Origin of the sequence: Ureibacillus galli (assembly GCF_014836845.1) — a bacterium.
Classification (GTDB): domain Bacteria; phylum Bacillota; class Bacilli; order Bacillales_A; family Planococcaceae; genus Ureibacillus; species Ureibacillus galli.
In genome coordinates this window covers 74,025-98,655 of record NZ_JACSQA010000005.1, presented here as the reverse complement: position 1 = coordinate 98,655, position 24,631 = coordinate 74,025, and the positions used below count along the sequence as shown (strand labels likewise).

Genomic DNA, 24,631 nt, shown 5'->3' with positions numbered 1-24,631 from the left:
GCTTTTTTGATTAAGTATAAAGTATATTACCTATCTATTCATGAAAAATTTTCTTTTGTTGCTGCCGTTGTTAATTTTACTTCTTCTAATGCCATTTGTTCCGGATAACCGTAACTTCCGTGTTCAGACATGTCTAATCCCATAATCTCTTCTTCTTCAGAAACCCGAAGACCACCCATAACCTTATCCAATATTTTAAGGATAATGAATGAAATGACAAATGCATAAGCACCTGATGCAACAACACCTAAGGTTTGAACGCCCAATTGTTCCCAGCCTCCGCCGTAGAACAAACCTGCTTGACCCCAATCGATGTCCGTCGATAAAGCTGGTAAAGCAAACAGACCGTTCGACAGTGTACCCCAAACCCCTACAGTACCGTGTACGGATAATGCAGCAATTGGATCATCAATTTTAAGTCTTTCAAATAATTGCATACTGAATACAACCATGATTCCACCGATTAAACCAATTACTACTGCAGCCCAAGGAGCTACAAATCCACAAGAAGCAGTAATCGCTACTAAACCAGCAAGGGCACCATTTAACGTTGTCGGTACATCAGCTTTACCTGTTTTAGCCCAAGCTGTAAACATTGCTGCAACAGCACCTGCACCAGCAGCTAATTGCGTGTTTAAAATAACATATCCAAAGAATCCATCAGCAACACCAAATGTACTCGCACCATTAAATCCAAACCAACCAACCCAAAGGATAAGGACTCCTAGTGTCGTATATACTTGGTTATGACCAGCAAGAACATTTGACGAACCGTCCTTGTTATATTTACCGATACGTGGTTTCAAAATCATCGTAGCAGCTAATGCAGCCATTGCACCTGTTAAGTGGACTACCGTAGAACCAGCAAAATCTTGCTTTCCGTGTTCAGCTAACCAGCCACCACCCCAAATCCAATGGGCAACAATCGGATAAATAAATGCACTAAATAAAATGGCAAAAATAACATATACAGATAATTTTGCTCTTTCAGCAAAGCCACCGAAGGCAATTGTTAATGAAACTAATGCAAACATCACTTGGAAAGAAAAATCAACAGCAGTCGTTAAACCATCCTCTGGAGCAGATGCGTCACCGTAGAAAAAATTTGATAATCCGATAATTGGATTCCCATCTCCATAAATAAAGCCATAACCGACCGCCCAGAACACTAAAGTTCCAATTCCAGCTGTGAAAATTGTTTTTCCAGCAATATGTCCAGCATTTTTCATTCTAGTCGAACCTGCTTCGAGTAAAATAAACCCGCCTAACATGAAGAAAACTAAAATTGCACCAATCCCTACCCACAGGTTATCCATTAATACTTGAACAGCTTCCATATACTCATTCTCCCTTCTCGCAAAACTATACGTTACTTTATGTTATTCATAGATGTTAGAAAATGTAACACGTTTTATTACGTTTATTTTATCCTAAATTCGTTTAATGTCAATACAATTTTCATCAATTGTTTTCTATTATGTAAGAAAACATAACATATTAATAAAAGCATTAGACAACTTAGAAATAGAAGTTCTTTTCTTTAGATAACGCATGCAGTTTTGTATCCGATTTCATAAAACACAACCTTTCATTCACTTTAAATTTATATTTTTTATTTACATTCGGATAAATTAGCTTCGTCTTTCCCTTGATTTTTTTATCAATCCGTCTTAATTACATGTCATATTTTTTCACACAATACAATTAACCCTCCTGTAAAATTCGTTTCTTTTTGATAAAAACAGAAAAGACCCTTAAAGAATAATCTTTAAGGGCCACTTCACATATCAATTTATACGGGATTAATTCAAAATTTTAACTTTGACTTTCTTTCTTCCCCATTCTAAAGCTTGATCTTGGGAAGGGATGAAAACATCAATTTTATTTCCTTTAATGGCTCCACCAGTATCTCCTGCGATAGCTTCACCATATCCTTCTACCCAAACTCTAGATCCGAGAGGAATGATATTTGGATCCACAGCTATTACTTTTTGATTTGGGTTTGCTCTCAAATTGATTCCAATCGCTGTTGTTCCGGAACATCCTTCACAATAAGCTGTATATGCCGTTGCCGTCACAGTCATTTCTTTACCGGATGTTGGTTCTGGACTTGAACTAACGGCCGATTTTGTTTCTGTAGTTTTTGAATTTGATTGGTTTTTCTTTTCCTTCACAGATTTCTCTTGTTTGACTTGAGTATTTGCTGATGATGCATCTGCAACTGTCGTTTTCTTTTCCTGTTTACTATGATCCTCATATAAAACTAATTCATCTCCAGGGTGGATTGTATAATCATTTAAATTATTCCATTCCATTAGATCTTCTAATTCTACTTGGTGATTTAAAGCAATTCGGAACAGGTTATCCCCATCCTTTACTTCGTATGTTTCCGGTTGAGCCGACTTATAAAACACCTTATCCTTCTCTAATACATGATCAAAAAGTTGGTTCTCAAATGAATCGGTAATAATGATTTGTTCACCCGCATCATTTGTGTGCATTGCAGATTTATCTATGTCCATAGCAAAAGAGTTTGTAGTTATAGAAAATACTAGAAGTAAAGATAGTAAAACGATTTTAGATTTCATACTTAGTCCTCCTTACATTTTTTCAAAATTTGTAATGAAATTGATGAACTAAGTACTCTCCAGGGTTTTACAAGATTATACATATTGATATAAAAATAGAAATAAAATGAAATATTTGTAACATTTGAAATAATTTCATAATCTTCTTTTTTTCATAAAAAAACTGATTTCATAGCTAACGCTTTGAAATCAGCTTTTTATTTTTTAAATGAAATCATTCTTTATTGAGCAGTATATCCACCGTCGACAGTTAATGCATTCCCTGTCATGAAGGAAGAATCATCACTAGACATAAATAAAACTGCTTTTGCCATTTCTTCATCTTTACCTAGTCGTTTCATTGGTGTCATAGAGCGTAAAGCTTCCTTGCTTTCTTCAGGAATTATCGGTGTATCAATAAAACCAGGACATAATGCATTAACGCGAATATTTTGTTCTGCATATTCTAAAGCTAAAGAACGAGTTAAATTAATCACTCCGCCTTTTGCCGCATTGTATGCCGCTGATCCTGGTGATCCAACCCAACCATACATAGAAGCTGTGTTAACGATTACACCGCCATCTGCTTTTAAAAATTCACGAATAGCTTCACGGGCAACTAAGAAAACTCCATCTAAATCTACATTTACTGTATTTCTCCACTCAGCATATTCAAGATCATGGGACGAATGAACGCGACCAATTCCAGCATTATTAAATACAACATCTACTTTTCCAAAAGTTTGTAATGTTTGTTTAAAAACATTGGCCACTTCTTCTTCACTTGTAATATTTGCTTTTATAAATAAAGCTTCTGCGTTTTGTTCTTTTAATTCCGCTTCAAAAGCTTTTCCTTTTTCTTCATTTAAATCAACTAGTACGGTACGACTTTTGCTCCTTCTTTCACGAATAGACGAGCAGTAGCTGCACCAATACCAGAAGCTCCACCAGTAATAACCGCTACTTTATTTTGTAATTTACCCATGTATATTACCTCCTAAATTGTTATACAAATTAGAACATGAACGACTTTGCTCAAAGTGATTTTACTATTGTAAAGTGTTCGATTTTGTTCACAATTTCATTGTACTCCTCTCACTTCATGGTACAATCATTAATATAATTCAATGTGTTTATTACATAGACACTTTCGATCATTGTGTTGAAAATAGGAGGATTCTAATGACAAAAGACGATCTCCAAATAACAACTAGACGTCAAAATAGGACAAAAACCCATTTTAAACAAGCACTTATCGATTTAATTAAAGAAATAGGCTACCATTCGATTACCGTAAAAGATTTGGTAGAATATGCGAACTATAATCGAAGTACCTTTTATGTTCACTTTCAAGATAAAGAACATTTAGCTAAAGAGTTATTAGAATCGATGTTAAAAGGATTAGAACAATCTGTTGGACAACCATATACTTATGGGCAAAGAGTGAATACTTCCCAGCTAACTAAACCTGCTTTTAATATCGTACATTTCATTTATGAAAATCGAAACTTTTTTGAGCTGGTAAAGTATGAAAATACATTACCTGGTTTACATACCCAGTTTCCATTAACAATAACTAAAATTTACAAAGAGCAATTTATTTTTAAAACGATCAATAATACACCTGTAAACATGAATTACTTTAAACTGTATACTTCCTATGGTTTTTATGGATTAGTAATGGATTGGATTACCAGCAGTTTTAGTAGATCGGAAGAAGATTTCATCAATGATATCATTGATTTAACAAAAACCCATATTTCTTCTTATGAATACATTGGCAAATAAACAAAACAAACTATTTTAAACTTCGAAGAAAAGTGGTGGGAGAAATTGAAGAGTCGAGTACATGTTATAGCACCCTATGCCACAATGTTACCCGTCGTAAAAGAATGTAGCGCCCTTTTTCCAGAGTTAATTGTTAACACATCTGTCGGTAGCTTAGAAGATGGAGTGAACATTGCGATTAAAGAAGAGTGCAATACTGATATCTTTATAAGTAGAGGTACGACTGCAAGACTAATAAAAGAAGCGGTTAAAAAACCTGTTATCGATATGCACATATCAGGATACGATTTAATGCGTTCTCTTTCATTAGCATCGAATATAACAACTAAAACGGCACTTATTGGAATGCGATCCATTACCCACGTTGCAAAAGCAATCATCGATTTAATGGATATACCTATAGCGATTTATACAGTGGAGCATTTAGAGGAGATTCCCACTTTAGTTTTAGAATTAAAAAATAAAGGGTTTAAACAAATTATCGGTGATGTGATAATTACCCACATTAGCGAAACGTATGGACTTAAAGGGTTTTTAATTCAATCTTGTAAAGAAACAATTTTACAAGCACTAGAACGGGCTAAACAGGCAAACGAGTACAAAAATAATATCGATGTCCCGAGTAAAATATTCGAACAAATCGTTCAAAAAAAATATAAAAATATCGTTGTCCTTAATAAAGAAAACCATATTATATATGAACATATTTCAAAATTAAATTTCACCGGTGAAATAAAGGATCATTTATACATATTAAATACAGATATGAATGAACTAAAACCAAGGGCGTCAAAATTAATCGTAGTGGATAATGATTTAATCGAAATAAAGGGTTACTTTGTCTCGGAGTTCGGATATAAACTTTTTATATTAAAAAAATATGATCAGCTTATTAATCAGTCCGGTTTAACGGTCCAAACTCATCCCCTTCATATACCGGTAATTAAAGAATCAACTTCTATACAACATGTATACAAACAAGTAGAATTACTTTTTAAACATAGAGAACCGATTTTACTTATTGGACAGCAAGGGACGGGAAAAGACTTTATTTCAACTTATATTCACGAAAAACATGAAGAGGGATTATTAGTAACAATTAATTTTAAATTGTTTAATATCGATCAATTAAAGATCTTTCCATTGCAACATGTACGAACGATTAAATTTCAACATTGTGAAGCGATTGGGGAACAACAAAAAGAAGTTTTATCTTCATTTGTTCAACAATGTTTAGAAAAAAATATTCATATTTTTGTATTATGTGAAGAGAGTCAACAAGTCGATTCGTTTGAATGGTTAAAGTGTAATAAAATTCAACTTCCTACTCTTTCAGAACGAAAAGAAGATATTGTTCCTTTAATCCACTATTTTTTATCCCAATTTCACGAAAAGTACGGAACAACTCCTGTTAAAATCAAAAACAAATCCCTCTCTTTATTGGAAGAAACGAATTATCCATTAAATATTGATGATTTGCATGCCATTATGAAACAAATTGTATTAAATGAAAAAGATTATATTATCCAACATGAAACTGTTGAAAATATATTAAAGCAAAGAAACCAAACTTTAAAACCGATATCATTTAAAGGAACTCTAAAGGAAATTGAAAAAGAAATTATCGAACTTGTATTAAAGGAAGAAAATTTTAATCAATCAAAAACGGCAGAACGACTTGGTATAAATCGAGCAACTCTCTGGAGAAAACTTAAAAATGAGGTTCATTAAAATATAAAAAAGAAGCTCCCGGTTATAAAACATCCATTTTATTAGATGTTTGCCTTAATTGTGAGCTTCTTTTTACTATCAATTACTCAAATAACATACCAACTGATACATTAATCATTGTTGATTTATTGCACCTTTATAATCAATACATTCACTTCAAATCCAATTATAATGTTAAAGGGGAATGGATAATAGAAATGTTCAACATGATTAAATCTAGTTTATGATTTAGTTAAAATTTGAAAAAACAAATATAAAAACTCCATTTCGAAAAAGATGAACTAGGACTTCTACATAATCGATAATTACCAGCTTCTTATTTTAGTTGTTCACCAATTCAACGTTGTTTTTATTTTAATTCTATTTTTTCGTCATATGTTTTACCTTGTGCGTCTGTCCATATAATGACAACAGAATACGAAGCATCTTTTTTTGGTTCTTCTCCATAATATAAGTCTGGATAAGAAAAAGGATGTAATGTGTACGTAGTCCCATCGATATCTCTGCCTTCATAAAACTCAGTTCTATCAGATATACCCTTGTCATTTTCCAAAAACTCAAGTTTTTTCACAATTACTTCCTTGTCATTTAACTGTGTCACAGATACTTTCCAGGCGTCACCAGCTTCAACTTCATTAATTTTTTTATAAACTACTTTCCACATACCATCAGTTGAAGTTCCTTTGATACTAGTAGGTGAAAAAATAAAAGTAACTATTCCCACTAGAATAATTAATAAGAGCATTAAGAGATATATTTTTTTCATAGGATTTCCCTTCTTTTAGATTGAAAGTATATTAATTAGTAGGTATTGGTTACAGTATTTTCCCTACCTCTTATAATGCAAAAACTATTCAATTGGTAGACAACAATGAATAAGCTAATTACATAGTATTATAACGTACAAAATAGTAAATTTATGTAAAATTTCTAAAAGAAAAAGTTTATTAGAAACAATTTACATTAAATAAAAGAACTCATTTTGTAATAGCATCAAAAATGAGTTCTTTTATTTAAATTCATTATTTTATCCTTTTTTTTTCTGCTATGTCTCTACACATCTCTACTAAATGGGATGGTATTATTTTAATCTATTTAATTTAGTAAATCTGTATCACAAGTAGGGAAAATATAAATACCTTGAATAGACTCATAATTATAATATTTTTGAACAAATTTTGCTTGATATAAATATTCCATAAGGCAGATTTCATCTTCATCGGCCCCACATAAAACTCCCGAGATACTTAACCCATTTTTAAACGCAACGCCAATCGGCTGACCAATTAATAGTTTGATTTTATCAAGCATCGATTAGCTCCCTCCTTCATCTAGATTATGAAAAAAAGAGAGCCCATCCTTGTGCGATTGCCTTATGAAAAAAATAATCCCGTTCTTAAAAGAACGAGATGTACCTCATTATTCCTTTTTCTTTCCGCGCATGATTTTTTCAAATCTTTCCATCATCGGGTCGACTTTTGGAGTAAATTTATAAGGATTTTTCTCCACAGCAAACTCTACAACCGGTTTCGCTTGAGTATAAACGCTTATTTTTTCACTCGCTGATGCAGTAGGATCATTAATGATACTTTCCTTTTCCCCATCAAAATGTGGGGTTGACTCAACATGTTGATTATCATTTCTTGGCATTCTAGTCATCTCCTTTGATGTTTCTTTTAATATGAATAAAAAGGAGACGATTTATACGATAAAACGAACGCTTTCTCTATTTTTCTAACAACCAATACTTTAAATTGTCAAGATTACGTCATTATATTTCAAATATAAATAGGACAAAATAAAAATATTTTAATAAATGCTTTGACATGTCATGAAAAATGAGGTAAATTACCAAAGGGCGAACATTATTGCCCGTATTTATAAAAAATATTCGTGATTTAGGGGTGTACGTAAAATGGATAACGTATTTGATTATGAGGATATTCAACTAATACCAAATAAATGTATAGTAAACAGCCGTTCAGAATGTGATACTTCTGTTATGTTTGGCGGATATAAATTTAAATTACCTGTAGTACCTGCTAATATGCAAACAATCATCGATGAATCTATTGCAATTAAATTAGCTGAAAACGGCTACTTTTATATTATGCACCGTTTCAATCCTGAAACTCGTGCAGAATTTATTCGAAATATGCATTCACGTAAATTAATCGCATCTATTTCTGTTGGTGTGAAAGAGGAAGAATACGCGTTCATCGAACAGTTAGCAGTAGAAGAGTTAATTCCTGAATTTATTACAATTGATATTGCTCACGGTCATTCGAATGCGGTTATCGAAATGATTAAACATATTAAAACACATTTACCACAAAGCTTTGTTATTGCTGGTAATGTCGGAACACCTGAAGCAGTTCGTGAACTCGAAAATGCTGGGGCAGATGCAACAAAAGTCGGCATCGGACCAGGTAAAGTATGTATTACAAAAATTAAAACAGGTTTCGGTACAGGTGGTTGGCAATTAGCCGCTCTTCGTTGGTGTGCAAAAGCTGCAACAAAACCGATTATCGCTGACGGTGGTATTCGTACCCATGGTGATATTGCGAAGTCTGTTCGTTTTGGTGCTTCCATGGTGATGATCGGTTCCCTATTTGCAGGTCATGAAGAATCTCCTGGTCAAACCGTCGTAAAAGACGGAAAAATGTTTAAAGAATATTTTGGTTCAGCATCTGAATTCCAAAAAGGCGAAAAGAAAAATGTCGAAGGGAAAAAAATGTATGTTGAACATAAAGGTTCTTTGATGGACACTTTAACTGAAATGGAACAAGACTTACAATCCTCTATTTCCTACGCTGGTGGAAATAAGCTTGATGCTATTCGCACAGTTGATTATGTAGTTGTGAAAAATTCCATCTTTAACGGAGATAAAGTATATTAATTCATTAAAAATAAATTTTATTTATCTTTAGAAAACGTGGTAAACGATGAAACTCGAAGAAATTCAATATTTTTTCGAGTTTCTTTTACTTTCTTATTTCATTATTTCTCTATATTTTTCATACCATTTTTCCCATTCATTTTCAGGATAATGGTTTTTTTCATTATTGACGACATCAGCGAAATGAAATAAACAAACATGCCAACCAGCTAAATCTTTTGGTGTATGATCTGTTATTTCTGTTAGCACTTGTTTCAGTAGAAGTTGTGTCCCTTCTTCTTCCGGTCGAATTTCAAACCTTACAAAATCCTTTCCCCATTCAAATTCCAAAACTCTTCCCTCTTCAAAGTCGGTAATTGTTATCTCCTCTACAGTTCCTAAGTCGTCATGGAAATGGAATTGTATGTTTCCTCCCTTTCTTAAATCCGTTATTTCGAGGTGATCCATCCACAATTTCAAGTTTTCATTGTTTGTTAAGACATTCCAAACTTCGGCTGGTGATGAAGAAAATATTCTCTTGTATTCAGCTATTGTACCGTGATTATTTTTATATAAAGAAGCTAGCATAATCGTTTCCTCCTAATTTGTCCTGATTAAATTATGGGAAAAAGTAAAAAATGGCTACTTTCAATGAATAGCCATTAGTTTACATGTTAATATTTCCATTTACTTTTTACGTTAGGTAATGAAAGGTTCAATGAAAATTAATTTGATTTAACTTCCACTTCTTCCTTTCCCCAATTTAACGTGAAATGGTTGAAAGGATATATTCTCATTTTGGACTCTCCTAAAACAGCATCAATCGATATTAATCCATAATGTCTACTATCAAAACTTGTTAAGCGATTATCACCTAAAACGAATAAATAACCTTCTGGTACAGTTTTTTCACCAGTATAGTCTTCTAAAGTGAAATTTTCAGTTACCCTTCTTTGGAAGGGGTTATCCGTTTCACGATTAACATACGGTTCTTCATATTCAATGCCATTCACAATTAAAATGTCCTCTTTCATTTCTACCGTATCTCCAGGTAACCCAATTACTCGTTTTATATAGTATTCATCTTCTACCGGGGATTTAAAGACGATATGATCGAATCGATCAATCTCGCTAATTTTACTCACAATAATGACATCTTTATTCTCATAAGTCGGTACCATGGAAGCACCCTTAACCACAATTGGGGAGAAAAGAAATTCTCGACAAATAAAAGAAATTACAATTCCGAATAATATAGCGACTAACCAAGACATAAACTCATTTTTATTTTTTCGTTCTTTTTTCATTCAATATCCCCCTCCTCTATCTATAAACTACATGCTCTTCCTATGGGATATTAAAAATTGTTCATCCCTAACCTTATTTAGATGTATGCTTTAAAATATTCGCGCATTCAACGGGAAATGAAACAATGATCATTTAATTATGTTGGACGATTTCTTTTAAAGCAAGCCATGTGCGGTCTTGTTCCTTTTGTATTGAAACAGGGCGGTCATAAAATGTAGATAAAATATCTTCTGTAAATAAAAACTCTGACAAGCCTTGGTCAAAAACTTCTCCATTTTTTAATAACAACGTATGGCTAAAGCAAGGTAACACTTCTTCTACATGATGAGTTACGTATATCATAGTTGGACATTCTTTTTGCATGCTTAAATCGTTAATCAAATCAAGTAAATGTTCCCGCATAATTATATCTAAACCATTACAAGGCTCATCAAAAATAAGAAGTTCAGGTTGTGCCATTAAAGCCCTAGCAATTAAAACTTTTTGACGTTCCCCTTGCGATAAAGTTCCATATTCTTTATCTTGCAAATGATTGCATTGTAATAGCTCCATATAATGCTCGGCAAGTTGAATATCACTTTTTTCTACTGATTCCCATAATCCAATCGATGCAAACTTTCCGCTTAATACAATGCTTAATACACTTTCAAAAGGTTGGATTTGTTGCTGCAATGAAGCACTTACAAGCCCAATCCTTTTACGTAAGTCTGGTAAGTATGTTTTTCCAAAGAGTTGATGAAACACTTCTACTTGACCTGTTGTTGGATGTAAATAACCATTTAACACATTCAAAAGGGTTGTTTTGCCAGAACCGTTTAAACCTAAAATCGACCAATGTTCTCCTTTTTCAACATGCCAACTTACATTTTTTAGAATGGTTTTTTTATTTTTTATAACAGAAACATTAGTTAATTGAATCATGGAATTCCTCCTTCAACTTCCATAAGCTCCTAGTCAATGACAATTGGTTCTATTCACACTGTAAATCTTGTTGTAGAAAGATAGCTTGAAAAATATGTACAAACTTTTCGTCTATAATTTCGAACTATTTACTTTATTTTAATACTTCCGAACATTGAATAACATATAAAAATAAAAAATGAAGGAGATACGTTTAAATCCCTCCATTTTTTATACGACTAACTATACAACTTCATCCATTCCATAAAGTTGGCCACTACTGAATCGAGGAATTGTACAGTACCTTCATCTGTTATATTTCCTTTATCATCCATTTTCGTATGAACCGCTCCAATATATACATCATTCCCAATTAAAACAGGTGATGAAAGACCAATTGCAAATAATATATCCCGCAAGTGCATTTGAGCTTTTGCAGTTCCTAGATTCCCCATTGACGCCCCCATGATCCAAGACGGTTTACCAATCATTACTTTATCCACCCTTGATAGCCAATCAATCGCATTCCCTAAAACACCAGGAATAGATGAATTGTATTCTGGGGTTACCCATAAAACAGCTTGCGCTTCTTTTACCTTCTGTTTAAAATCAAGCACTTCTTGTGGAGGATTTTCCTCGATGTCCTGATTGTACATAGGAATATCATTTAATGTTAATATTTCTAAATCAAACTTATCTGCGTAACGTTTTTGTACAAATTGAGCCAATTTTTTATTATAAGAGTCTTTTCGTATACTACCGACTATCGCTACTACTTTCATTTCTTTTCCCTCCATTTTCACTTTTCAAATTATTTTCTGCAGTTTGCTCATTTTCATGCCAAAATGAAAACCATTATGTAATTAAAATAAAATAGTAAAATCCCTACTTACGTAAAATAAATAGGGATCTTATGATTATTTATTTCGAACTGTTTGAAGTGCAGTGCTCCATGCAATAACTTGATCTAACATGTCATTTACAGATTGGGCTTGAACTTCTTTCGGTTTAAAATCAGTCCCATTTTCAAAATCAGTGAATAAAGATAATGCTGGATGAACACGAACATCGGCAATCAATAATTCACCACAAATGCCACGTAAATGTTCTGCCGCTCTCGCTCCACCTACAGAGCCATAACTTACGATACCTGCTGCTTTATGATTCCATTCTTCTCGAAGAAAATCGAGGGCATTTTTTAGTGCACCTGTTATCGAATGATTATATTCCTGAACGATAAATACAAAACCATCGCAACCATTAATTTTACTAGACCATTGGGCAGCACCTGATGCATCACCGCCAGGTTCACCTAAAAACGGTAATTTATAATCAGCAATGTCGATAATTTCATAAGTTGCATCACCACGAGCGTCTCCAATTTTCTTTACCCACTCACCAACTTGTGGACTTACTCGACCTTCTCGTGTACTTCCTAAAATAATACCGATGTTCAGCATTTCATTACCTCCATATAAAATTTAATAAGAAAATATTTTCCAATTGATTAAACAAGTAGAAAATTACCCTTAATTCATTCGAATTTTGATAGAACATTCTGTTGTTATTTTCACCAAAATAATCAATTGTAATCACTTTTTGAATTGAAATAAAATTCTTATTATTATGCATTATAACTATTTTTTTCTATAATGGGTAATAACTTGCTCCCGAGCTATTATTGTTTATTTTTCAAACTATTTTGTAAGTTCTCGATTGTATCTAGTAAGCTTTGATATTCTGAAATGATCGGAATTTCTTTACCAATGACAGAATCTTTTCTTTCTGCTGCATTGGCCAAAGTCTCAAAAATTAATAAAAAACGAGCCATCTTCTGATCATCAAGTGTAGGACGTGAGTGGAATTTAGAATATTTATCTAACAAAAACGCTAATTCTTCTAACGAATAAACAATTGGCCAATAATACTCTAACGCCCTTTTATCTTTTGGAATTTCACCTGCTGCTGTATCGTAAACGGTACTTAAATTAGCCATATTTGTTTCCATCTTATTAAATTCTATATTTTTTCCATAATGTTGATAAATCTTATTACCCGAAAACAGTGCATAAAAGACTTGTCCTTGACTTCGAATCGTTTTGGCAATTAAGTGAGGTAGTCTACTGGATGCAGATTTTCGACCGATTAACCATACACCGATTAAACCAATCGCTATCCCAATGATTACATCAATTAGTCGAGCAGTTGCAAAATATGTAAATGCATAATGCCCTTTAGAACCTGCTTCAGCCATGATTAAAGCATTCGGAGTAAAAAATAAGGCGGCTAAACCATAATTTTTAACGATAAATAACTCAGTAATGAATGTTAAAAGAAAAACGAGAAAGGCAATAATATATCCGGTTGGATGAAAAGCGAGGATGAAGCTTGCAATTAATATACCAAAAATAGTTCCTAAACTTCTTTGTATCCCTCTATGAAGAGTCGCGACAACTGTGGCACCACTCATAACCGCAACACATGAAAGAGGTACCCAAAAGGAACGATCTAAATCCAACTCATAGGCAATGATAGCGGCAAGCATCGTAAAAATACCAAATCGTATTGAGTTAATGAAAATAATTGAATTTATATCAAAAGCCCCTAATAATACTCTTTTTGCTGTAGGCTTTGAAATTTCCACTTGTTCTAGTAATTTCGTTTTGGAAACCGATAAACTATTTTTTGCCTCATTAATTTCTATAAATAATTGGGCCATATGCTCTTCCATATGATTTGGATGTGGTAAAGGGATCGTTTCTACTTCATGAAATTTTTTTGAATCGACGATATGGGCGATGGTACGTAAAGATTCTCCAAACTCGATAGGTATTTGCTCTTTTCTATCAGTAAAATGTTCGACTGCATATAAAAAGATTTTATTAGCATAATTATTTAACACATACAGATGATTGAAAACATCCGTTCTACGCCAAGGAATGTAACCCGATGCAATTATTTGGCTAGCTTCCTTTAAAGTAGCCATAACAGCGTGTTGAGCATCATTCTCTTTTTCAGTCCCGATGGCATCTAAAAAATTAGCTAATTGTATATAGGATCTTTTTACAACTACCCTTTCAGGTCCGTGTGGGTTAAAAAACCATCCACTCATGGCAATGATCCATGAAAATACCCCACCTAAAAAGGCTAAACCAGCTCTCATAAAGGCTTCTTCTGGGGCGACTGGCATCCCCGTTGTCATCGCAAATATGAGAACAAAAAATATAGCTGAAGGACCAATTAATCGAAATGCTCCAAATATAAATAACCCGGTTGCCCCAATGAGTCCCATTACAATTGCGGCGAAAATAGGATAAGGAGCCAAAACAGTTCCTAAAAATACACATAACGTAATCGCTAAAATACACCATGTAAGCTTTTTTGCTAATTGGGCATAAGGTATAGGAAATACATATAAATAAGTAAAACCACCCAATCCTGCGAGTAATCCATACTCTAAACTACCAAACAATAACCCAACTGCAATCGGAAACCCTGCAGCAAAACCAGCTAAAAGAGCCTTTAACCATGGAAATGGTTTTTTATTAACCGTTAAAGCTTGTTTAAAAATTGAAGGACTATGTATCGTATTCCCCATGACAGTTCTCTCCTTACATAAAAAATACCATTCAAATTATTTTTCCCTAATCCATAACTAGATAATCAGAAGGTAAAAATTCATATAATTAATGAATATAAAAATCGCTCCTACTTTGAAAGAGGAACGATTGCTCTATTATTTATTATATCACAATCATTTCCTTCCCCATTCTATTTGTATACAATTAGAAAAGACGGTAAAAACTTATGCAATTCGTGATAGAATAGAGAAAACGGGGGTATTTTTATGCATAATACAAAACCTATATACTATCATTTTCTAGAACATAATAAATGGAAAGTTTATATCGCTTGTACAGAAAAGGGACTTTGTTACGTCGGCACTGAGCATTCATCAATTGAAGATTTAATTTCATGTTGTAGTAAACAGTTTCCGAATAGTGAGATCGTCGAAAATGAAGAAAAGTTAACTCTATATAAAAATGAACTTATTGAATACTTTGAAGGTAAAAGAACCCAATTTACTTTTTCCTTTGACATTAGTGGAACTGCTTTCCAAATGGCTGTTTGGAAGGTGTTACAAGAGATTCCCTTTGGCCAAACGAAGTGCTACTCAGATATTGCCTTCAAAATTGGAAATCCGAAGGCCGTTCGAGCAGTCGGTACTGCTATCGGAGCAAATCCTGTGGCCATTGCAATTCCCTGCCACCGCGTATTAGGAAAAAACGGAACTTTAACCGGATTCAGTGGCGGACTGGATGTAAAAGAAAAACTACTAACTCTAGAAGGAATTACATATAAACCATAGTAAAACAAAAAGCAGTGCAAATTGCACTGCTTTTGACTAATCGATGATATATCCATTTTCATCTCTTTGTTCATCATATTCGAATGTTTTTGGTTTGCGTACAAAACACATAATCGCAGCAATAATTAATAAAATTCCCGAAATCGAAACGATACCTGATAAAACTGCTGCAATGATAAATAAAATTCCCGCCAATTTAGCATTTTGATTTACTTTAACAGCCCCAACTACTGCTAATACAATTGCAATAATAGCAACTACGACTACTAACCAACCAATCGTGTTAATAAGTGCCATAACATCATCCATAATTTCCATACCGTATACAGGGTCGTATCCGTTTATACTTGCATCTTCATAAATCGAATTCTCAAACTCAGTTTGAAAGGCTGGATCCTCAACAATCATTTTACTTATAAATAACATGAAAATTAAAAACCCTACACCTATTAAATTTAATACAGCAGACACAATACTTAATATTCTTTCACCAGTTCTTTTCATTTTCATTCTCCCTTACTAAATTTTTCTATATTTTTAATAACATCTTCCACAGTACTCACAATGACACCATGTTGCTTAATAATTCCAATTACAAATAAATTGCGATAGATGAATTGATTTTCAGTCCCATCTTGGATGAGGGCATCTATTTTTTGTTGATTATCTCGACCAAGTTGACGTACATCTGAGAAAAGAGCGACGATCGGCCGGTTAAAAGTAGAAAATACACCAATCTCAGCAGCAACACCAGAATCTACTTCAATTCCATCTAAGACAGCGATTAAAATATCACTTTCCTGTAATTTTTCCAAATCTGCACTGGCAATCGCTAAACTATCAGCAAAGCTTTGTTTATCATTAATCACATCGTTTTCCTGTGGTACATATAAATCAATATTTGGTATTGCTTTTCGTATTTCTTTTGCTAATAATTCATTTACTAATCGATCTCCGATGGAAAATAAACCATTTGCCAAGTAAGCTTTCATGTTCATTACCGCCTTTAATGTATGTATGAAAAAACGATTATATAACTAAAGATTCCATCCAAACCAAAAGAATAAAATCCCTCCCAATAGATTAATTCCGGTAAATAGAAGAGCCATTCTCCACTGTTTTGAATCGATCAATTTGACCAAATCAAATGCAAAGGTTGAAAAGGTTGTAAATCCACCTAACACACCTATCGTTAAAAACGATAACATTGTACTTTCGATAAATGTCCAAGAACCTACATTACCTAATAAAAACGAACCTAATAAATTGACGAGAGCAGTAGCCCAAAAGGAAGGAACATCCATTTGTTGAATGAAACGTTGTGTACTATATCTTAATGTAGCCCCTACTCCACCCCCAAGGGCGACTAAGATCCACTCCATTTAGTCATCCCTCGATTCAAATAATACCCTCCGAAAGCAGCCAAAAAACAAGAGAGTGTCATTGCTATTCCATAAAGGATACCAACTACCTGATTTTCCTGTAATTGATGAAACCAATATTCGGAAAAGGTTGAAAATGTTGTAAAAGCACCTAGCATACCAGTTGTGAAAAGAAGTTTTAATTTATTTTCTTTCCTTTCAAAATAACCGTTTAAGCTCCCTAGAGCAAAACTGCCCAATACATTCACAACCCACAACATAATCGAAACACTCGTAAGTGATTGGACGATAAAACGTAAAAGAGAGCCAATCATACCGCCTAAGAAGACTTGAAACAAATTTTTCAATAATACCTCTCCAAATGAAACAATTTAATGTTAAAAATAGTATTTTAGAACTTCAATGAAAATGAAATACTCTATTAACATAGAGTTTTTAACAAGAAGTACCATCCTATTTCCTAATTTTCCCCATCTATCCAAATTTACCTATTTAGTAGTATACACTGTTCCGAGTCCTTATTTCAAACCTTTTAAAAGTAAGAATCTCTTATTTAAATGACGATTTTTTATCAAGATTGATTGTTTCCTCTTTCTATACGGGGCAATAACAAAAAAGTTTCACTAACCATAGTTGAATATTAGGTTAATTATTTTAATTTATGAATATAATTTAATAAGGTAGAAATTAGACTTAACGATTGGAGTTAACTACATGAGTATGTCTGAAATCTTTGAATTACTAAATAAACTTGATTCTGAACTTTACTATTATATAGATAAATTTGGGATATACATTTACTTTATCCTATTTCTAATCGTATTTGGCAAGACAGGTTTTGTTATTTTAACTTTTTTACCAGGTGATTCCCTTGTATTTGCTAGTGGGACAATTGCTGCAGTAGGGGAATTAAATATAGTGATTTTATTTCTTTTATTTTTTATCGCAACCTCTTTAGCTGATAGTAACAATTTTTTTATCGGACGAAATTTTGCTAAAATACCAACCGAAAAAATAAAGTTTATTCCACTATCTACGATTGATCGGGCGAGAGAGTTTCTAGATGAATATGGAAAAATTGCCATTACATTTTCAAGGTTTATTCCTTTGATGAGAACGATGACACCATTTATCGCTGCATATACTGGACATCCGTACTATCATTTTGTACGTTACAATATCATCGGCGCTTTCATTTGGACGACAGTTTGGCTTGGTACAGGTTTTGCACTAGGAAATATTCCTTGGGTAGAAAAAAATTTATTTGTCACATTAATGCTTATTACTGTAATCATGTTTATTCCGGGTATATTTGGTTTCATATCACACTTTCGGAAAAAACATACGACCATTGCAGAAAATACCGAAGTATAAAAACTAAAAAAATAGCTAATAGGCTGATTTTATAACTTGCCATTTACGTTTCTTTTTTGAAACATGACGGTTAAATAATTTCATCGCCTATTAGCATTTTAATTTTTACGTGTTTAACGCACTTTCATCCTGTCGCATTTTTTCTAAATAATCGATTATTTCTCGAATACCTTCCAAAGAATTAACTAATATTTTCGGATCAACACACGTTATCATCCGATCTTCCAAATTGGCTACAGCCGTGAAATATTGGGTTTTTGTATAATTTACTAGTCCTACTTGATGAATATCCGTTCCAGAAAAATCTACTATTTCCTTTGCTTCACTAACAACTAAACCAAAATGAACAATATCGGTATTGACTACGATAATGCGACATAACTCCCCGTAACTTTCTCTATTATATAAAATACGATTGAGATCAATAATTGGAATTATTTCTCCTCGAATTTTCGTAAAACCAAGTAAATAAATCGGTAGGTGTGGAATCGGTGTAACATTATTTAATTTTTCAATTGATACTACTTGTTCAACTGGTACAGCATATTCTTCATTACCACAACCAAAAATAAGTGCTTGATTAAATGTCATTGCTATCACCTCGTTACTCTACTTTGCAGAGCATTTTACAATCTCCACTAATAAATCGGCTAATTTCTCCAATTCTTCAATAGGCATACGCTCTTTTGTCGTATGAATTTCTTCATAGCCGACAGAGAGATTTACAGTTGGAATACCAAAACCAGCGATAACATTGGCATCGCTCCCCCCACCTGAAGTACCTAATAATGGTTTGCGTCCAACTTTTGTGACAGCTTCCATCGCAATTTGTACAACACGATCAGATTCTGTAACAGAAAAGCCTGGATACATTAATTTAACTTCAACTTCAGCACGTCCCCCTAAACTTTGGGAAACATTTTCGAAAGTTTCTTTCATATGTTTCGTTTGAGCATCTAATTTATCTTTATTAATCGAACGAGCTTCAGCTAAAATATACACTTCATCACAAACAATGTTTGTAGCTTTCCCACCTTCGAATCGCCCAATATTTGCCGTTGTTTCTTCATCGATTCGACCGAGATTCATTTTTGCAATCGCTTTGGAAGCTAACGTAATCGCTGAAATTCCTTTTTCAGGTGCCACACCTGCATGGGCAGTTTTACCATAAATCTTTGTTTCAATTTTCGCTTGGAATGGGGCTGCAGTTACAATTCCACCTACTTTCCCATCGCTATCTACAGCAAATCCGTATTTAGCTTGAATGAATGATGGGTCCAATTCTTTTGCACCTGCCAAACCACTTTCTTCTCCAGCAGTAATAATAAATTGAATTGTACCATGATCAATATTTTGTTCTTTTAAACGTTTCGCCATTTCGAAAAGCGCTGCCATTCCTGCTTTATCGTCTGCACCTAAGATGGTTGTTCCGTCAGAATAGATATATCCATCTTCTCTAATCTCCGGTTTAATGCCAACTCCCGGGACGACTGTATCCATGTGTACAGTAAAATAAATTGGATCTGCTTCTATTGTACCTTGTAATGTGGCAATAATATTACCAGCAGCATGACCATTTCGTGTATGTGCATCATCTTGAAAAACTTCGAATCCCATATCTTTTAATTTTTTTACTAGAATTGGTGCAATGACCTCTTCATGTTTTGTTTCAGAATCAATTTGAACTAATTCTAAAAATTCGTTTACTAAACGACTATTCATGTAAAAAAACTCCCTTTTCTTTGGATAATCTCCATCTTATTTTACGCCTCTCTAGAAAGGAGCACAAACCTAAAGGTTTCTTTTTTGACCAAAAATTTCATTTTCCTTTTTTATTTTCGGAAAATTTGGTTACACTTTTTTAAATAAAAACAGGCGATTCATAAAGAATCGCCCATTCATCGTTGACTAAAACTTGATTTATATTAGATGTAGAAAAACTTACAAAACGATTAAACTAATAATCCGCCGCCATTTTTAATGTAATTTTGAATACCTTCAGCAGCTAAGTATGATAATGCTCCAACTGTACCAGTTGGGTTAAAACATGAGTTGTGTGGGAACGAAGATGCACCTACTACAAATACATTTTCTACTTCCCACATTTGTTGATATTTATTTAGGGCAGATGTTTCTGGATCTGATCCCATTATAACGCCACCAGTATTGTGGGTATTTGTATCTTTATTTACACTGAAGTTACCTTGTTCTTCTGAAGTTTCGATAATATCCGCACCGATTTTTTCACCGATTTCACGCGTTTTTGTCGCCATGAATTTTACTAATTCACGGTCATTATCCGTATATTCATACGTCATACGCAGTAAAGGATAACCCCAAGCATCTTTATATTCAGGATCAAGGTCTAAGTAGTTTTCGCGGTGTGGCATACTTGCACCCTGTGTTTTTACTGGGAAGTTTGAGTTCGCATATTTAATGGATTGCTTTTTAAATTCTGCACCCCAGTTAGGTGTACCTTTTGGCACACGGTTCGTTGCAATCGGACGATCACCGTATTGAGTAGAGCGAATACCAGCTCCATGAATAAAGTTTACATCGGAATGGTCAAAATTATCACCCATATATTCGGCAATTTCAATCCCTAATGCACCAGCACCGCCGTATAAGTTAAACTCTTTATCTTCAAAGAATAATTGCGTTGTACCACCAGTTACTTGGTAACAATAGTTTTTCCCAATCGTACCTTTACCTGTTTTCGGGTCATAAGGTGTACCTAAGTTCGAGTTTAATAATAAACGTGCGTTATTAAATACATAAGAAGTGATAACAACGACATCAGCAGGTTGTTCGAATTTTTCACCCGTTAACATATCTACGTAAAGTACGCCCGTTGCTTTACCATTAGCAGAAGTAATTTCTAATACGTTCGCATGTGTACGTAGGTCCAGTTTACCTGTTTGTTTTGCTACAGGAATCACTGTTACAGCAGGATCACCTTTTGCTCCGTATTCACATCCGAAGTTTTCACAGTATGCACAGTATTGACACGCACCACGTTGAATACCATCTGGATTTGTATAAGATTCAGAAAGGTTGGCTGCTGGAATTACGAACGGTTTATATCCTAGGCTTGTTGCAGCTTCTTCAAAAGTTTTCATGATTGGCGTTTTTACTAATGGGCCAGTTGGATATGGTTTCGCACGTTTACCCCACAGTTCAACTTCTTCCCCAGAAATACCAGCCATATATTCAAATTTTTCATAGTAAGGCTCAAGTTCATCATAAGTAATTCCCCAGTCTTGAAGCGTCATCCAACCTGGAATTTTACCTTCGCCATAACGATCAACTGTTTGGGAACGAATTTCGAAATCATATGGTAAAAAACGATATGTTTGTCCATTCCAGTGGGAACCTGCTCCCCCTACTCCATCACCAACGATGAAAGTACCGTAATGGCGCATTGGAAGTGCCTTTTGTTTTAAAGAACTACGATAAGTAATTGTCTCTTTTGATAAATCTTGCATTAACTCTGTACGATGTTGATAACGTAACTCATCGTGAGCCATTGTATAGTCTGCTGTTGTACGATCTTTACCACGTTCCAGCCCGACTACGTTAATTCCAGCCTTTGTTAGTTCTGCGGAAACAATACCGCCTGCCCAACCCATACCGACTACTACTACTTGGGCTTTATCTAATTTTGTTACCATGTAAGTGTCAATCCTTTCTACTATCCAAATGTTAGCTCATGTGGCTACTTAAGCCCTCTGGTTTTAATTCGATAAATTCATCACTTTGAATTTCATTTACATATTGCATACGAGAACCTGGATACTTACGCATTGCCCAGCCTTTCATTTCATTATTACCGCCGTACATTGGATCTGCGTAAACCCCTTCAATTGTCATCGTACGTAATAAACTGAAGAATTCACCTGAACCTGTATTACCGTATAATGTCACTTTTCCTTCACTGAAAGCGGTTAAAACTTCATCTTGTTGTTCAGGTTCTAATCCTGTAAATACGGCATCATAGTTTTCTTTTGAATATGCATCAAGAGCTTCTAAACCTGCACGGAATAAATCTTTACGTAATAATTTCGTTTGTGGACCTTGATTTTCTCCCGGTTTATAAAATGCACCTAAACGATAATCTTTTACATTATTACCCCATTGACCTGCGAGTTGGTGGTCAATATAAACGGCTGCTCCTAATTCTTTAGCGCCTGGGCCGTTCTCATCTTCTGGATAAATTCGCTCAACTGCTGCAGCAGCCGTTTGGTATTCTGCAGGAGTAAAGAACATTAACGCGTGGTTATAATTTGTTGTTGTACCCCCACCATGTGCTGCTTCATGTTCTGTCGTCGTAGTACCTTCATTATTTTTTACTACTAAACTTGTTACAGCTCCACCAAGTACTAATCCCCCAAGGGTCAAACCTGAATTCTTTAAGAAATTACGTCTCGTCGAACGTTTTTCTGTGAAGTTTTCTTTCTCTGCCATGATGACTCCTCCTTAAATTAACTAAACATAGCTCCAAAATTAAAATAAATTGTAAATACTATTGATGTAATAATCATCGTAAGCATGAAGCCTAAATGTCTTAAGCCGATCCAGCAACCTATAATAATGGCTAAACCTACAGCTGTTCCAATAAGCGCGAAGGCTGGTACAGAACTGTTGTATACATTTATAGTAAATGCATAACCTACAGTTAATGTAATTCCGGATAACACTTGTAAGATTGTAAAAAGCTCATCGCGGCTATACTCTGTCATGATAATTCCCTCCTTACCTTTCCACTCAAATAAAAGGAATTAATAATTTACTTTTTGGATAAAGAGTGTATAATTTACTTCTGTGTCCTACAAAACCATTTCATTTTATAACAGGATTGTATACAATGTAAAGTGCTTATCTTGAAATTGAAATTTTCCTGTTAATTTTTTCTTTAATAGTTTGTTTTGAAAGGTTGGTGAAAAAATGGAAGAAAAAGAATATACATTAGTTGAGCATTTAGAAGAACTTCGCAAACGATTAATTATTATTTGCGTAGTCTTCGTTGTGACACTATTGATCGGTTTCATTTTCGCACCGGATATTTTACAATTTTTAAAATCTCAAGATGTTGCAAAACATGTTGATTGGAACGTTTTTGGTTATACAGATGGCATCTCAATTTACGTGAAATGTGCACTAATTGTATCGATTTGTATTACATTACCGATTGCAATGCATCAACTTTGGTTATTTACTAAACCTGCTCTAACTGATCAAGAATCTAATAGTGCAGCAATCTTCATTCCAGTAGCCTTTCTTTTATTTATTATAGGAATATCATTTAGTTACTTTATTTTATTCCCACTTATGCTAAATTTTATGTCCAATATTAATGAATCGATTGGTGCAACTGAAACTTATGGAATGAAACAGTACTTTACATTAATGTTTAACTTACTTATTCCTGTAGGTCTCGTTTTTGAATTGCCGGTAATAATATTATTTTTAACCAAGTTAGGGATTGTTACTCCAAATCGACTAAGAAAAATGAGAAAAGTATCTTATTTCATTCTAATCGTGATCGGTGTCATGATTTCGCCACCAGATTTTGTATCAGATTTTTTAATTATTATTCCGCTATTACTTTTATTTGAAATAAGTATTATCGTTTCAGAAAAAACTTATAAAAAACAGTTAAAAACAGCACAACAAGAAGGAACCGAATAACAATTATTTTTTAAGGAGGATTTTTTCATGTTTCAATCTATCGGAGTTCCAGGATTAATTATCATCCTAGTCATTGCATTAATTCTTTTCGGACCATCAAAATTACCTCAATTAGGTCGTGCAGTTGGACAAACATTAAAGGAATTTAAAGCTTCAACGAAAGATGTTGTTGACGATGTATCTGGTGAATTTAAAGAAGTAAAAGAAGAATTCACTTTAGTAGATAATAAAAAAGAAGAGGCTGCAAATAAATAAGTCCGCTTTCAAACAAACTATTTGTCCCCTCTATATACGAGTGAGCCTAACAGATACACGAATATTTAGAGGGGATTAAAAGTTGAAATACACTTATATCTTTTGCAGTAAACAAATTGGAGGAAAAACTGTATGTTGAACTCAATTGGTATCCCTGGGTTAATTATTATTTTAGTTATTATTTTAATCATCTTTGGTCCTTCCAAACTGCCAAAGTTAGGCCGTTCAATTGGCGAATCATTAAAAAACTTTAAGGATTCAACAAAAAATGTCATTAACGATGAAGATGATGAGAAAAAAGAACAATAACCTAGGACCTTATGAAATTTTCATAACCTATTAACATATTTTTCAATAGAAAACTTTAATTTTTGTAACACTTGAAGTTTTC

The 24,631-nt window shown here is 33.8% G+C and carries 28 protein-coding genes and 1 pseudogene; 8 read left to right on the top strand and 21 right to left on the bottom strand.

What is annotated here, in order from left to right; translation table 11 throughout:
- Nucleotides 1-38 precede the first annotated feature (38 nt).
- The 3 genes and pseudogenes from H9636_RS05790 to H9636_RS05780 form a co-directional block, all read right to left on the bottom strand.
- Complete coding sequence (locus H9636_RS05790) at nt 39-1,337, bottom strand: ammonium transporter (RefSeq protein ID WP_191706679.1); 1,299 nt, start codon at nt 1,335-1,337, stop codon at nt 39-41.
- Between the two features lie 465 nt (nt 1,338-1,802).
- On the bottom strand, nt 1,803-2,588 hold the full coding sequence (locus tag H9636_RS19360) for a 3D domain-containing protein (protein ID WP_191706678.1): 786 nt from the start codon (nt 2,586-2,588) through the stop codon (nt 1,803-1,805).
- Nucleotides 2,589-2,809: 221 nt separating this feature from the next.
- A pseudogene (locus H9636_RS05780) lies at nt 2,810-3,552 on the bottom strand (SDR family NAD(P)-dependent oxidoreductase).
- Nucleotides 3,553-3,749: 197 nt separating this feature from the next.
- Between H9636_RS05780 and H9636_RS05775 the strand changes: the two are divergent.
- Together H9636_RS05775 and H9636_RS05770 are read left to right on the top strand one after the other, a co-directional pair.
- On the top strand, nt 3,750-4,355 hold the full coding sequence (locus tag H9636_RS05775; RefSeq protein WP_191706677.1) for a TetR/AcrR family transcriptional regulator: 606 nt from the start codon (nt 3,750-3,752) through the stop codon (nt 4,353-4,355).
- Nucleotides 4,356-4,400: 45 nt separating this feature from the next.
- A complete protein-coding gene (locus H9636_RS05770; protein ID WP_191706676.1) occupies nt 4,401-6,086 on the top strand; it encodes a sigma-54-dependent transcriptional regulator in 1,686 nt (561 codons plus the stop codon).
- A 349-nt stretch (nt 6,087-6,435) separates the two neighbouring features.
- On the opposite strand, the gene H9636_RS05765 is transcribed toward H9636_RS05770, so the two are convergent.
- The 3 genes from H9636_RS05765 to H9636_RS05755 form a co-directional block, all read right to left on the bottom strand.
- On the bottom strand, nt 6,436-6,852 hold the full coding sequence (locus H9636_RS05765) for a hypothetical protein (RefSeq protein ID WP_191706675.1): 417 nt from the start codon (nt 6,850-6,852) through the stop codon (nt 6,436-6,438).
- 329 nt (nt 6,853-7,181) lie between these two features.
- Nucleotides 7,182-7,397, bottom strand: a complete 216-nt coding sequence (locus tag H9636_RS05760; RefSeq protein ID WP_191706674.1) for a hypothetical protein — start codon at nt 7,395-7,397, stop codon at nt 7,182-7,184.
- Between the two features lie 108 nt (nt 7,398-7,505).
- On the bottom strand, nt 7,506-7,736 hold the full coding sequence (locus tag H9636_RS05755; RefSeq protein ID WP_191706673.1) for a hypothetical protein: 231 nt from the start codon (nt 7,734-7,736) through the stop codon (nt 7,506-7,508).
- Nucleotides 7,737-8,001: 265 nt separating this feature from the next.
- On the opposite strand from H9636_RS05755, the gene guaC reads away from it, so the two are divergent.
- Nucleotides 8,002-8,985, top strand: a complete 984-nt coding sequence (gene guaC / locus H9636_RS05750) for a GMP reductase (protein ID WP_191706672.1) — start codon at nt 8,002-8,004, stop codon at nt 8,983-8,985.
- Nucleotides 8,986-9,078: 93 nt separating this feature from the next.
- Here guaC and H9636_RS05745 read toward each other — a convergent pair whose 3' ends face one another.
- The 6 genes from H9636_RS05745 to H9636_RS05720 all read right to left on the bottom strand — a co-directional run bounded on the left by H9636_RS05745 (nt 9,079) and on the right by H9636_RS05720 (nt 14,770).
- Nucleotides 9,079-9,552: an SRPBCC family protein gene (locus H9636_RS05745; protein ID WP_191706671.1), complete on the bottom strand. Its 474-nt coding sequence runs from the start codon at nt 9,550-9,552 to the stop codon at nt 9,079-9,081.
- Nucleotides 9,553-9,689: 137 nt separating this feature from the next.
- A complete protein-coding gene (gene lepB / locus H9636_RS05740; RefSeq protein ID WP_404817740.1) occupies nt 9,690-10,238 on the bottom strand; it encodes a signal peptidase I in 549 nt (182 codons plus the stop codon).
- 166 nt (nt 10,239-10,404) lie between these two features.
- Complete coding sequence (locus H9636_RS05735; protein ID WP_191706669.1) at nt 10,405-11,193, bottom strand: ABC transporter ATP-binding protein; 789 nt, start codon at nt 11,191-11,193, stop codon at nt 10,405-10,407.
- Nucleotides 11,194-11,411: 218 nt separating this feature from the next.
- Complete coding sequence (locus tag H9636_RS05730) at nt 11,412-11,954, bottom strand: NADPH-dependent FMN reductase (protein ID WP_191706668.1); 543 nt, start codon at nt 11,952-11,954, stop codon at nt 11,412-11,414.
- Nucleotides 11,955-12,089: 135 nt separating this feature from the next.
- Nucleotides 12,090-12,632, bottom strand: coding sequence for an NADPH-dependent FMN reductase (locus tag H9636_RS05725; RefSeq protein ID WP_191706667.1), 543 nt, complete (start codon nt 12,630-12,632; stop codon nt 12,090-12,092).
- Between the two features lie 218 nt (nt 12,633-12,850).
- Nucleotides 12,851-14,770, bottom strand: coding sequence for an FUSC family protein (locus H9636_RS05720; RefSeq protein ID WP_191706666.1), 1,920 nt, complete (start codon nt 14,768-14,770; stop codon nt 12,851-12,853).
- 249 nt (nt 14,771-15,019) lie between these two features.
- Between H9636_RS05720 and H9636_RS05715 the strand changes: the two genes are divergently transcribed.
- The gene (locus H9636_RS05715; RefSeq protein WP_191706665.1) at nt 15,020-15,541 is read left to right on the top strand and encodes a methylated-DNA--[protein]-cysteine S-methyltransferase; all 522 of its coding nucleotides are present in this window, start codon (nt 15,020-15,022) and stop codon (nt 15,539-15,541) included.
- Nucleotides 15,542-15,577: 36 nt separating this feature from the next.
- On the opposite strand, the gene H9636_RS05710 is transcribed toward H9636_RS05715, so the two are convergent.
- The 4 genes from H9636_RS05710 to H9636_RS05695 are packed head-to-tail and all read right to left on the bottom strand — an operon-like array spanning nt 15,578 to nt 17,270.
- A complete protein-coding gene (locus H9636_RS05710) occupies nt 15,578-16,045 on the bottom strand; it encodes a DUF4064 domain-containing protein (protein ID WP_191706664.1) in 468 nt (155 codons plus the stop codon).
- 2 nt (nt 16,046-16,047) lie between these two features.
- On the bottom strand, nt 16,048-16,533 hold the full coding sequence (locus tag H9636_RS05705; protein WP_191706663.1) for a nucleoside 2-deoxyribosyltransferase: 486 nt from the start codon (nt 16,531-16,533) through the stop codon (nt 16,048-16,050).
- Nucleotides 16,534-16,578: 45 nt separating this feature from the next.
- A complete protein-coding gene (locus H9636_RS05700) occupies nt 16,579-16,923 on the bottom strand; it encodes a fluoride efflux transporter FluC (RefSeq protein WP_191706662.1) in 345 nt (114 codons plus the stop codon).
- A complete protein-coding gene (locus tag H9636_RS05695) occupies nt 16,908-17,270 on the bottom strand; it encodes a fluoride efflux transporter FluC (protein ID WP_191706661.1) in 363 nt (120 codons plus the stop codon). Before H9636_RS05695 ends, H9636_RS05700 begins: the two co-directional genes overlap by 16 nt.
- A 367-nt stretch (nt 17,271-17,637) precedes the next feature.
- Between H9636_RS05695 and H9636_RS05690 the strand changes: the two genes are divergently transcribed.
- A complete protein-coding gene (locus H9636_RS05690; protein WP_225230094.1) occupies nt 17,638-18,297 on the top strand; it encodes a DedA family protein in 660 nt (219 codons plus the stop codon).
- A gap of 105 nt (nt 18,298-18,402) precedes the next feature.
- Here H9636_RS05690 and H9636_RS05685 read toward each other — a convergent pair whose 3' ends face one another.
- The 5 genes from H9636_RS05685 to H9636_RS05665 all read right to left on the bottom strand — a co-directional run bounded on the left by H9636_RS05685 (nt 18,403) and on the right by H9636_RS05665 (nt 23,036).
- Nucleotides 18,403-18,888 (bottom strand): chemotaxis protein CheW, encoded by a 486-nt coding sequence (locus H9636_RS05685; RefSeq protein ID WP_191706660.1) that lies wholly within the window; start codon nt 18,886-18,888, stop codon nt 18,403-18,405.
- Nucleotides 18,889-18,906: 18 nt separating this feature from the next.
- Nucleotides 18,907-20,019, bottom strand: a complete 1,113-nt coding sequence (locus tag H9636_RS05680; protein WP_191706659.1) for a M20/M25/M40 family metallo-hydrolase — start codon at nt 20,017-20,019, stop codon at nt 18,907-18,909.
- A gap of 230 nt (nt 20,020-20,249) precedes the next feature.
- Nucleotides 20,250-21,968, bottom strand: a complete 1,719-nt coding sequence (locus tag H9636_RS05675; protein WP_191706658.1) for a GMC family oxidoreductase — start codon at nt 21,966-21,968, stop codon at nt 20,250-20,252.
- Between the two features lie 31 nt (nt 21,969-21,999).
- Nucleotides 22,000-22,761 (bottom strand): gluconate 2-dehydrogenase subunit 3 family protein, encoded by a 762-nt coding sequence (locus tag H9636_RS05670; RefSeq protein WP_191706657.1) that lies wholly within the window; start codon nt 22,759-22,761, stop codon nt 22,000-22,002.
- A 17-nt stretch (nt 22,762-22,778) separates the two neighbouring features.
- Nucleotides 22,779-23,036 (bottom strand): hypothetical protein, encoded by a 258-nt coding sequence (locus H9636_RS05665; protein ID WP_191706656.1) that lies wholly within the window; start codon nt 23,034-23,036, stop codon nt 22,779-22,781.
- A gap of 205 nt (nt 23,037-23,241) precedes the next feature.
- Here H9636_RS05665 and tatC point away from each other — a divergent pair, with 205 nt between their 5' ends.
- From tatC to tatA (H9636_RS05650), 3 genes are all read left to right on the top strand, one after another.
- Complete coding sequence (gene tatC / locus H9636_RS05660; protein WP_191706655.1) at nt 23,242-23,985, top strand: twin-arginine translocase subunit TatC; 744 nt, start codon at nt 23,242-23,244, stop codon at nt 23,983-23,985.
- Between the two features lie 27 nt (nt 23,986-24,012).
- A complete protein-coding gene (gene tatA, locus H9636_RS05655) occupies nt 24,013-24,240 on the top strand; it encodes a twin-arginine translocase TatA/TatE family subunit (protein WP_191706654.1) in 228 nt (75 codons plus the stop codon).
- A gap of 132 nt (nt 24,241-24,372) precedes the next feature.
- Nucleotides 24,373-24,549, top strand: a complete 177-nt coding sequence (tatA, locus tag H9636_RS05650) for a twin-arginine translocase TatA/TatE family subunit (protein ID WP_191706653.1) — start codon at nt 24,373-24,375, stop codon at nt 24,547-24,549.
- Nucleotides 24,550-24,631: the final 82 nt, after the last annotated feature.

Coding starts and splice junctions, on each gene's coding strand:
- lepB (WP_404817740.1), bottom strand. CDS start 10,238: ATGTCTTGGTTAGTCGCTATATTATTCGGAATTGTAATTTCTTTTATT.
- H9636_RS05765 (WP_191706675.1), bottom strand. CDS start 6,852: ATGAAAAAAATATATCTCTTAATGCTCTTATTAATTATTCTAGTGGGA.
- H9636_RS05700 (WP_191706662.1), bottom strand. CDS start 16,923: ATGGAGTGGATCTTAGTCGCCCTTGGGGGTGGAGTAGGGGCTACATTA.
- H9636_RS05705 (WP_191706663.1), bottom strand. CDS start 16,533: ATGAAAGCTTACTTGGCAAATGGTTTATTTTCCATCGGAGATCGATTA.
- tatC (WP_191706655.1), top strand. CDS start 23,242: ATGGAAGAAAAAGAATATACATTAGTTGAGCATTTAGAAGAACTTCGC.
- H9636_RS05725 (WP_191706667.1), bottom strand. CDS start 12,632: ATGCTGAACATCGGTATTATTTTAGGAAGTACACGAGAAGGTCGAGTA.
- H9636_RS05690 (WP_225230094.1), top strand. CDS start 17,638: ATGAGTATGTCTGAAATCTTTGAATTACTAAATAAACTTGATTCTGAA.
- H9636_RS05745 (WP_191706671.1), bottom strand. CDS start 9,552: ATGCTAGCTTCTTTATATAAAAATAATCACGGTACAATAGCTGAATAC.
- H9636_RS05755 (WP_191706673.1), bottom strand. CDS start 7,736: ATGCCAAGAAATGATAATCAACATGTTGAGTCAACCCCACATTTTGAT.
- guaC (WP_191706672.1), top strand. CDS start 8,002: ATGGATAACGTATTTGATTATGAGGATATTCAACTAATACCAAATAAA.
- H9636_RS05670 (WP_191706657.1), bottom strand. CDS start 22,761: ATGGCAGAGAAAGAAAACTTCACAGAAAAACGTTCGACGAGACGTAAT.
- H9636_RS05720 (WP_191706666.1), bottom strand. CDS start 14,770: ATGGGGAATACGATACATAGTCCTTCAATTTTTAAACAAGCTTTAACG.
- H9636_RS05735 (WP_191706669.1), bottom strand. CDS start 11,193: ATGATTCAATTAACTAATGTTTCTGTTATAAAAAATAAAAAAACCATT.
- tatA (WP_191706653.1), top strand. CDS start 24,373: ATGTTGAACTCAATTGGTATCCCTGGGTTAATTATTATTTTAGTTATT.
- H9636_RS05760 (WP_191706674.1), bottom strand. CDS start 7,397: ATGCTTGATAAAATCAAACTATTAATTGGTCAGCCGATTGGCGTTGCG.
- H9636_RS05675 (WP_191706658.1), bottom strand. CDS start 21,968: ATGGTAACAAAATTAGATAAAGCCCAAGTAGTAGTAGTCGGTATGGGT.
- H9636_RS05730 (WP_191706668.1), bottom strand. CDS start 11,954: ATGAAAGTAGTAGCGATAGTCGGTAGTATACGAAAAGACTCTTATAAT.
- H9636_RS05775 (WP_191706677.1), top strand. CDS start 3,750: ATGACAAAAGACGATCTCCAAATAACAACTAGACGTCAAAATAGGACA.
- H9636_RS05715 (WP_191706665.1), top strand. CDS start 15,020: ATGCATAATACAAAACCTATATACTATCATTTTCTAGAACATAATAAA.
- H9636_RS05665 (WP_191706656.1), bottom strand. CDS start 23,036: ATGACAGAGTATAGCCGCGATGAGCTTTTTACAATCTTACAAGTGTTA.
- H9636_RS05710 (WP_191706664.1), bottom strand. CDS start 16,045: ATGAAAAGAACTGGTGAAAGAATATTAAGTATTGTGTCTGCTGTATTA.
- H9636_RS05685 (WP_191706660.1), bottom strand. CDS start 18,888: ATGACATTTAATCAAGCACTTATTTTTGGTTGTGGTAATGAAGAATAT.
- tatA (WP_191706654.1), top strand. CDS start 24,013: ATGTTTCAATCTATCGGAGTTCCAGGATTAATTATCATCCTAGTCATT.
- H9636_RS05680 (WP_191706659.1), bottom strand. CDS start 20,019: ATGAATAGTCGTTTAGTAAACGAATTTTTAGAATTAGTTCAAATTGAT.
- H9636_RS19360 (WP_191706678.1), bottom strand. CDS start 2,588: ATGAAATCTAAAATCGTTTTACTATCTTTACTTCTAGTATTTTCTATA.
- H9636_RS05790 (WP_191706679.1), bottom strand. CDS start 1,337: ATGGAAGCTGTTCAAGTATTAATGGATAACCTGTGGGTAGGGATTGGT.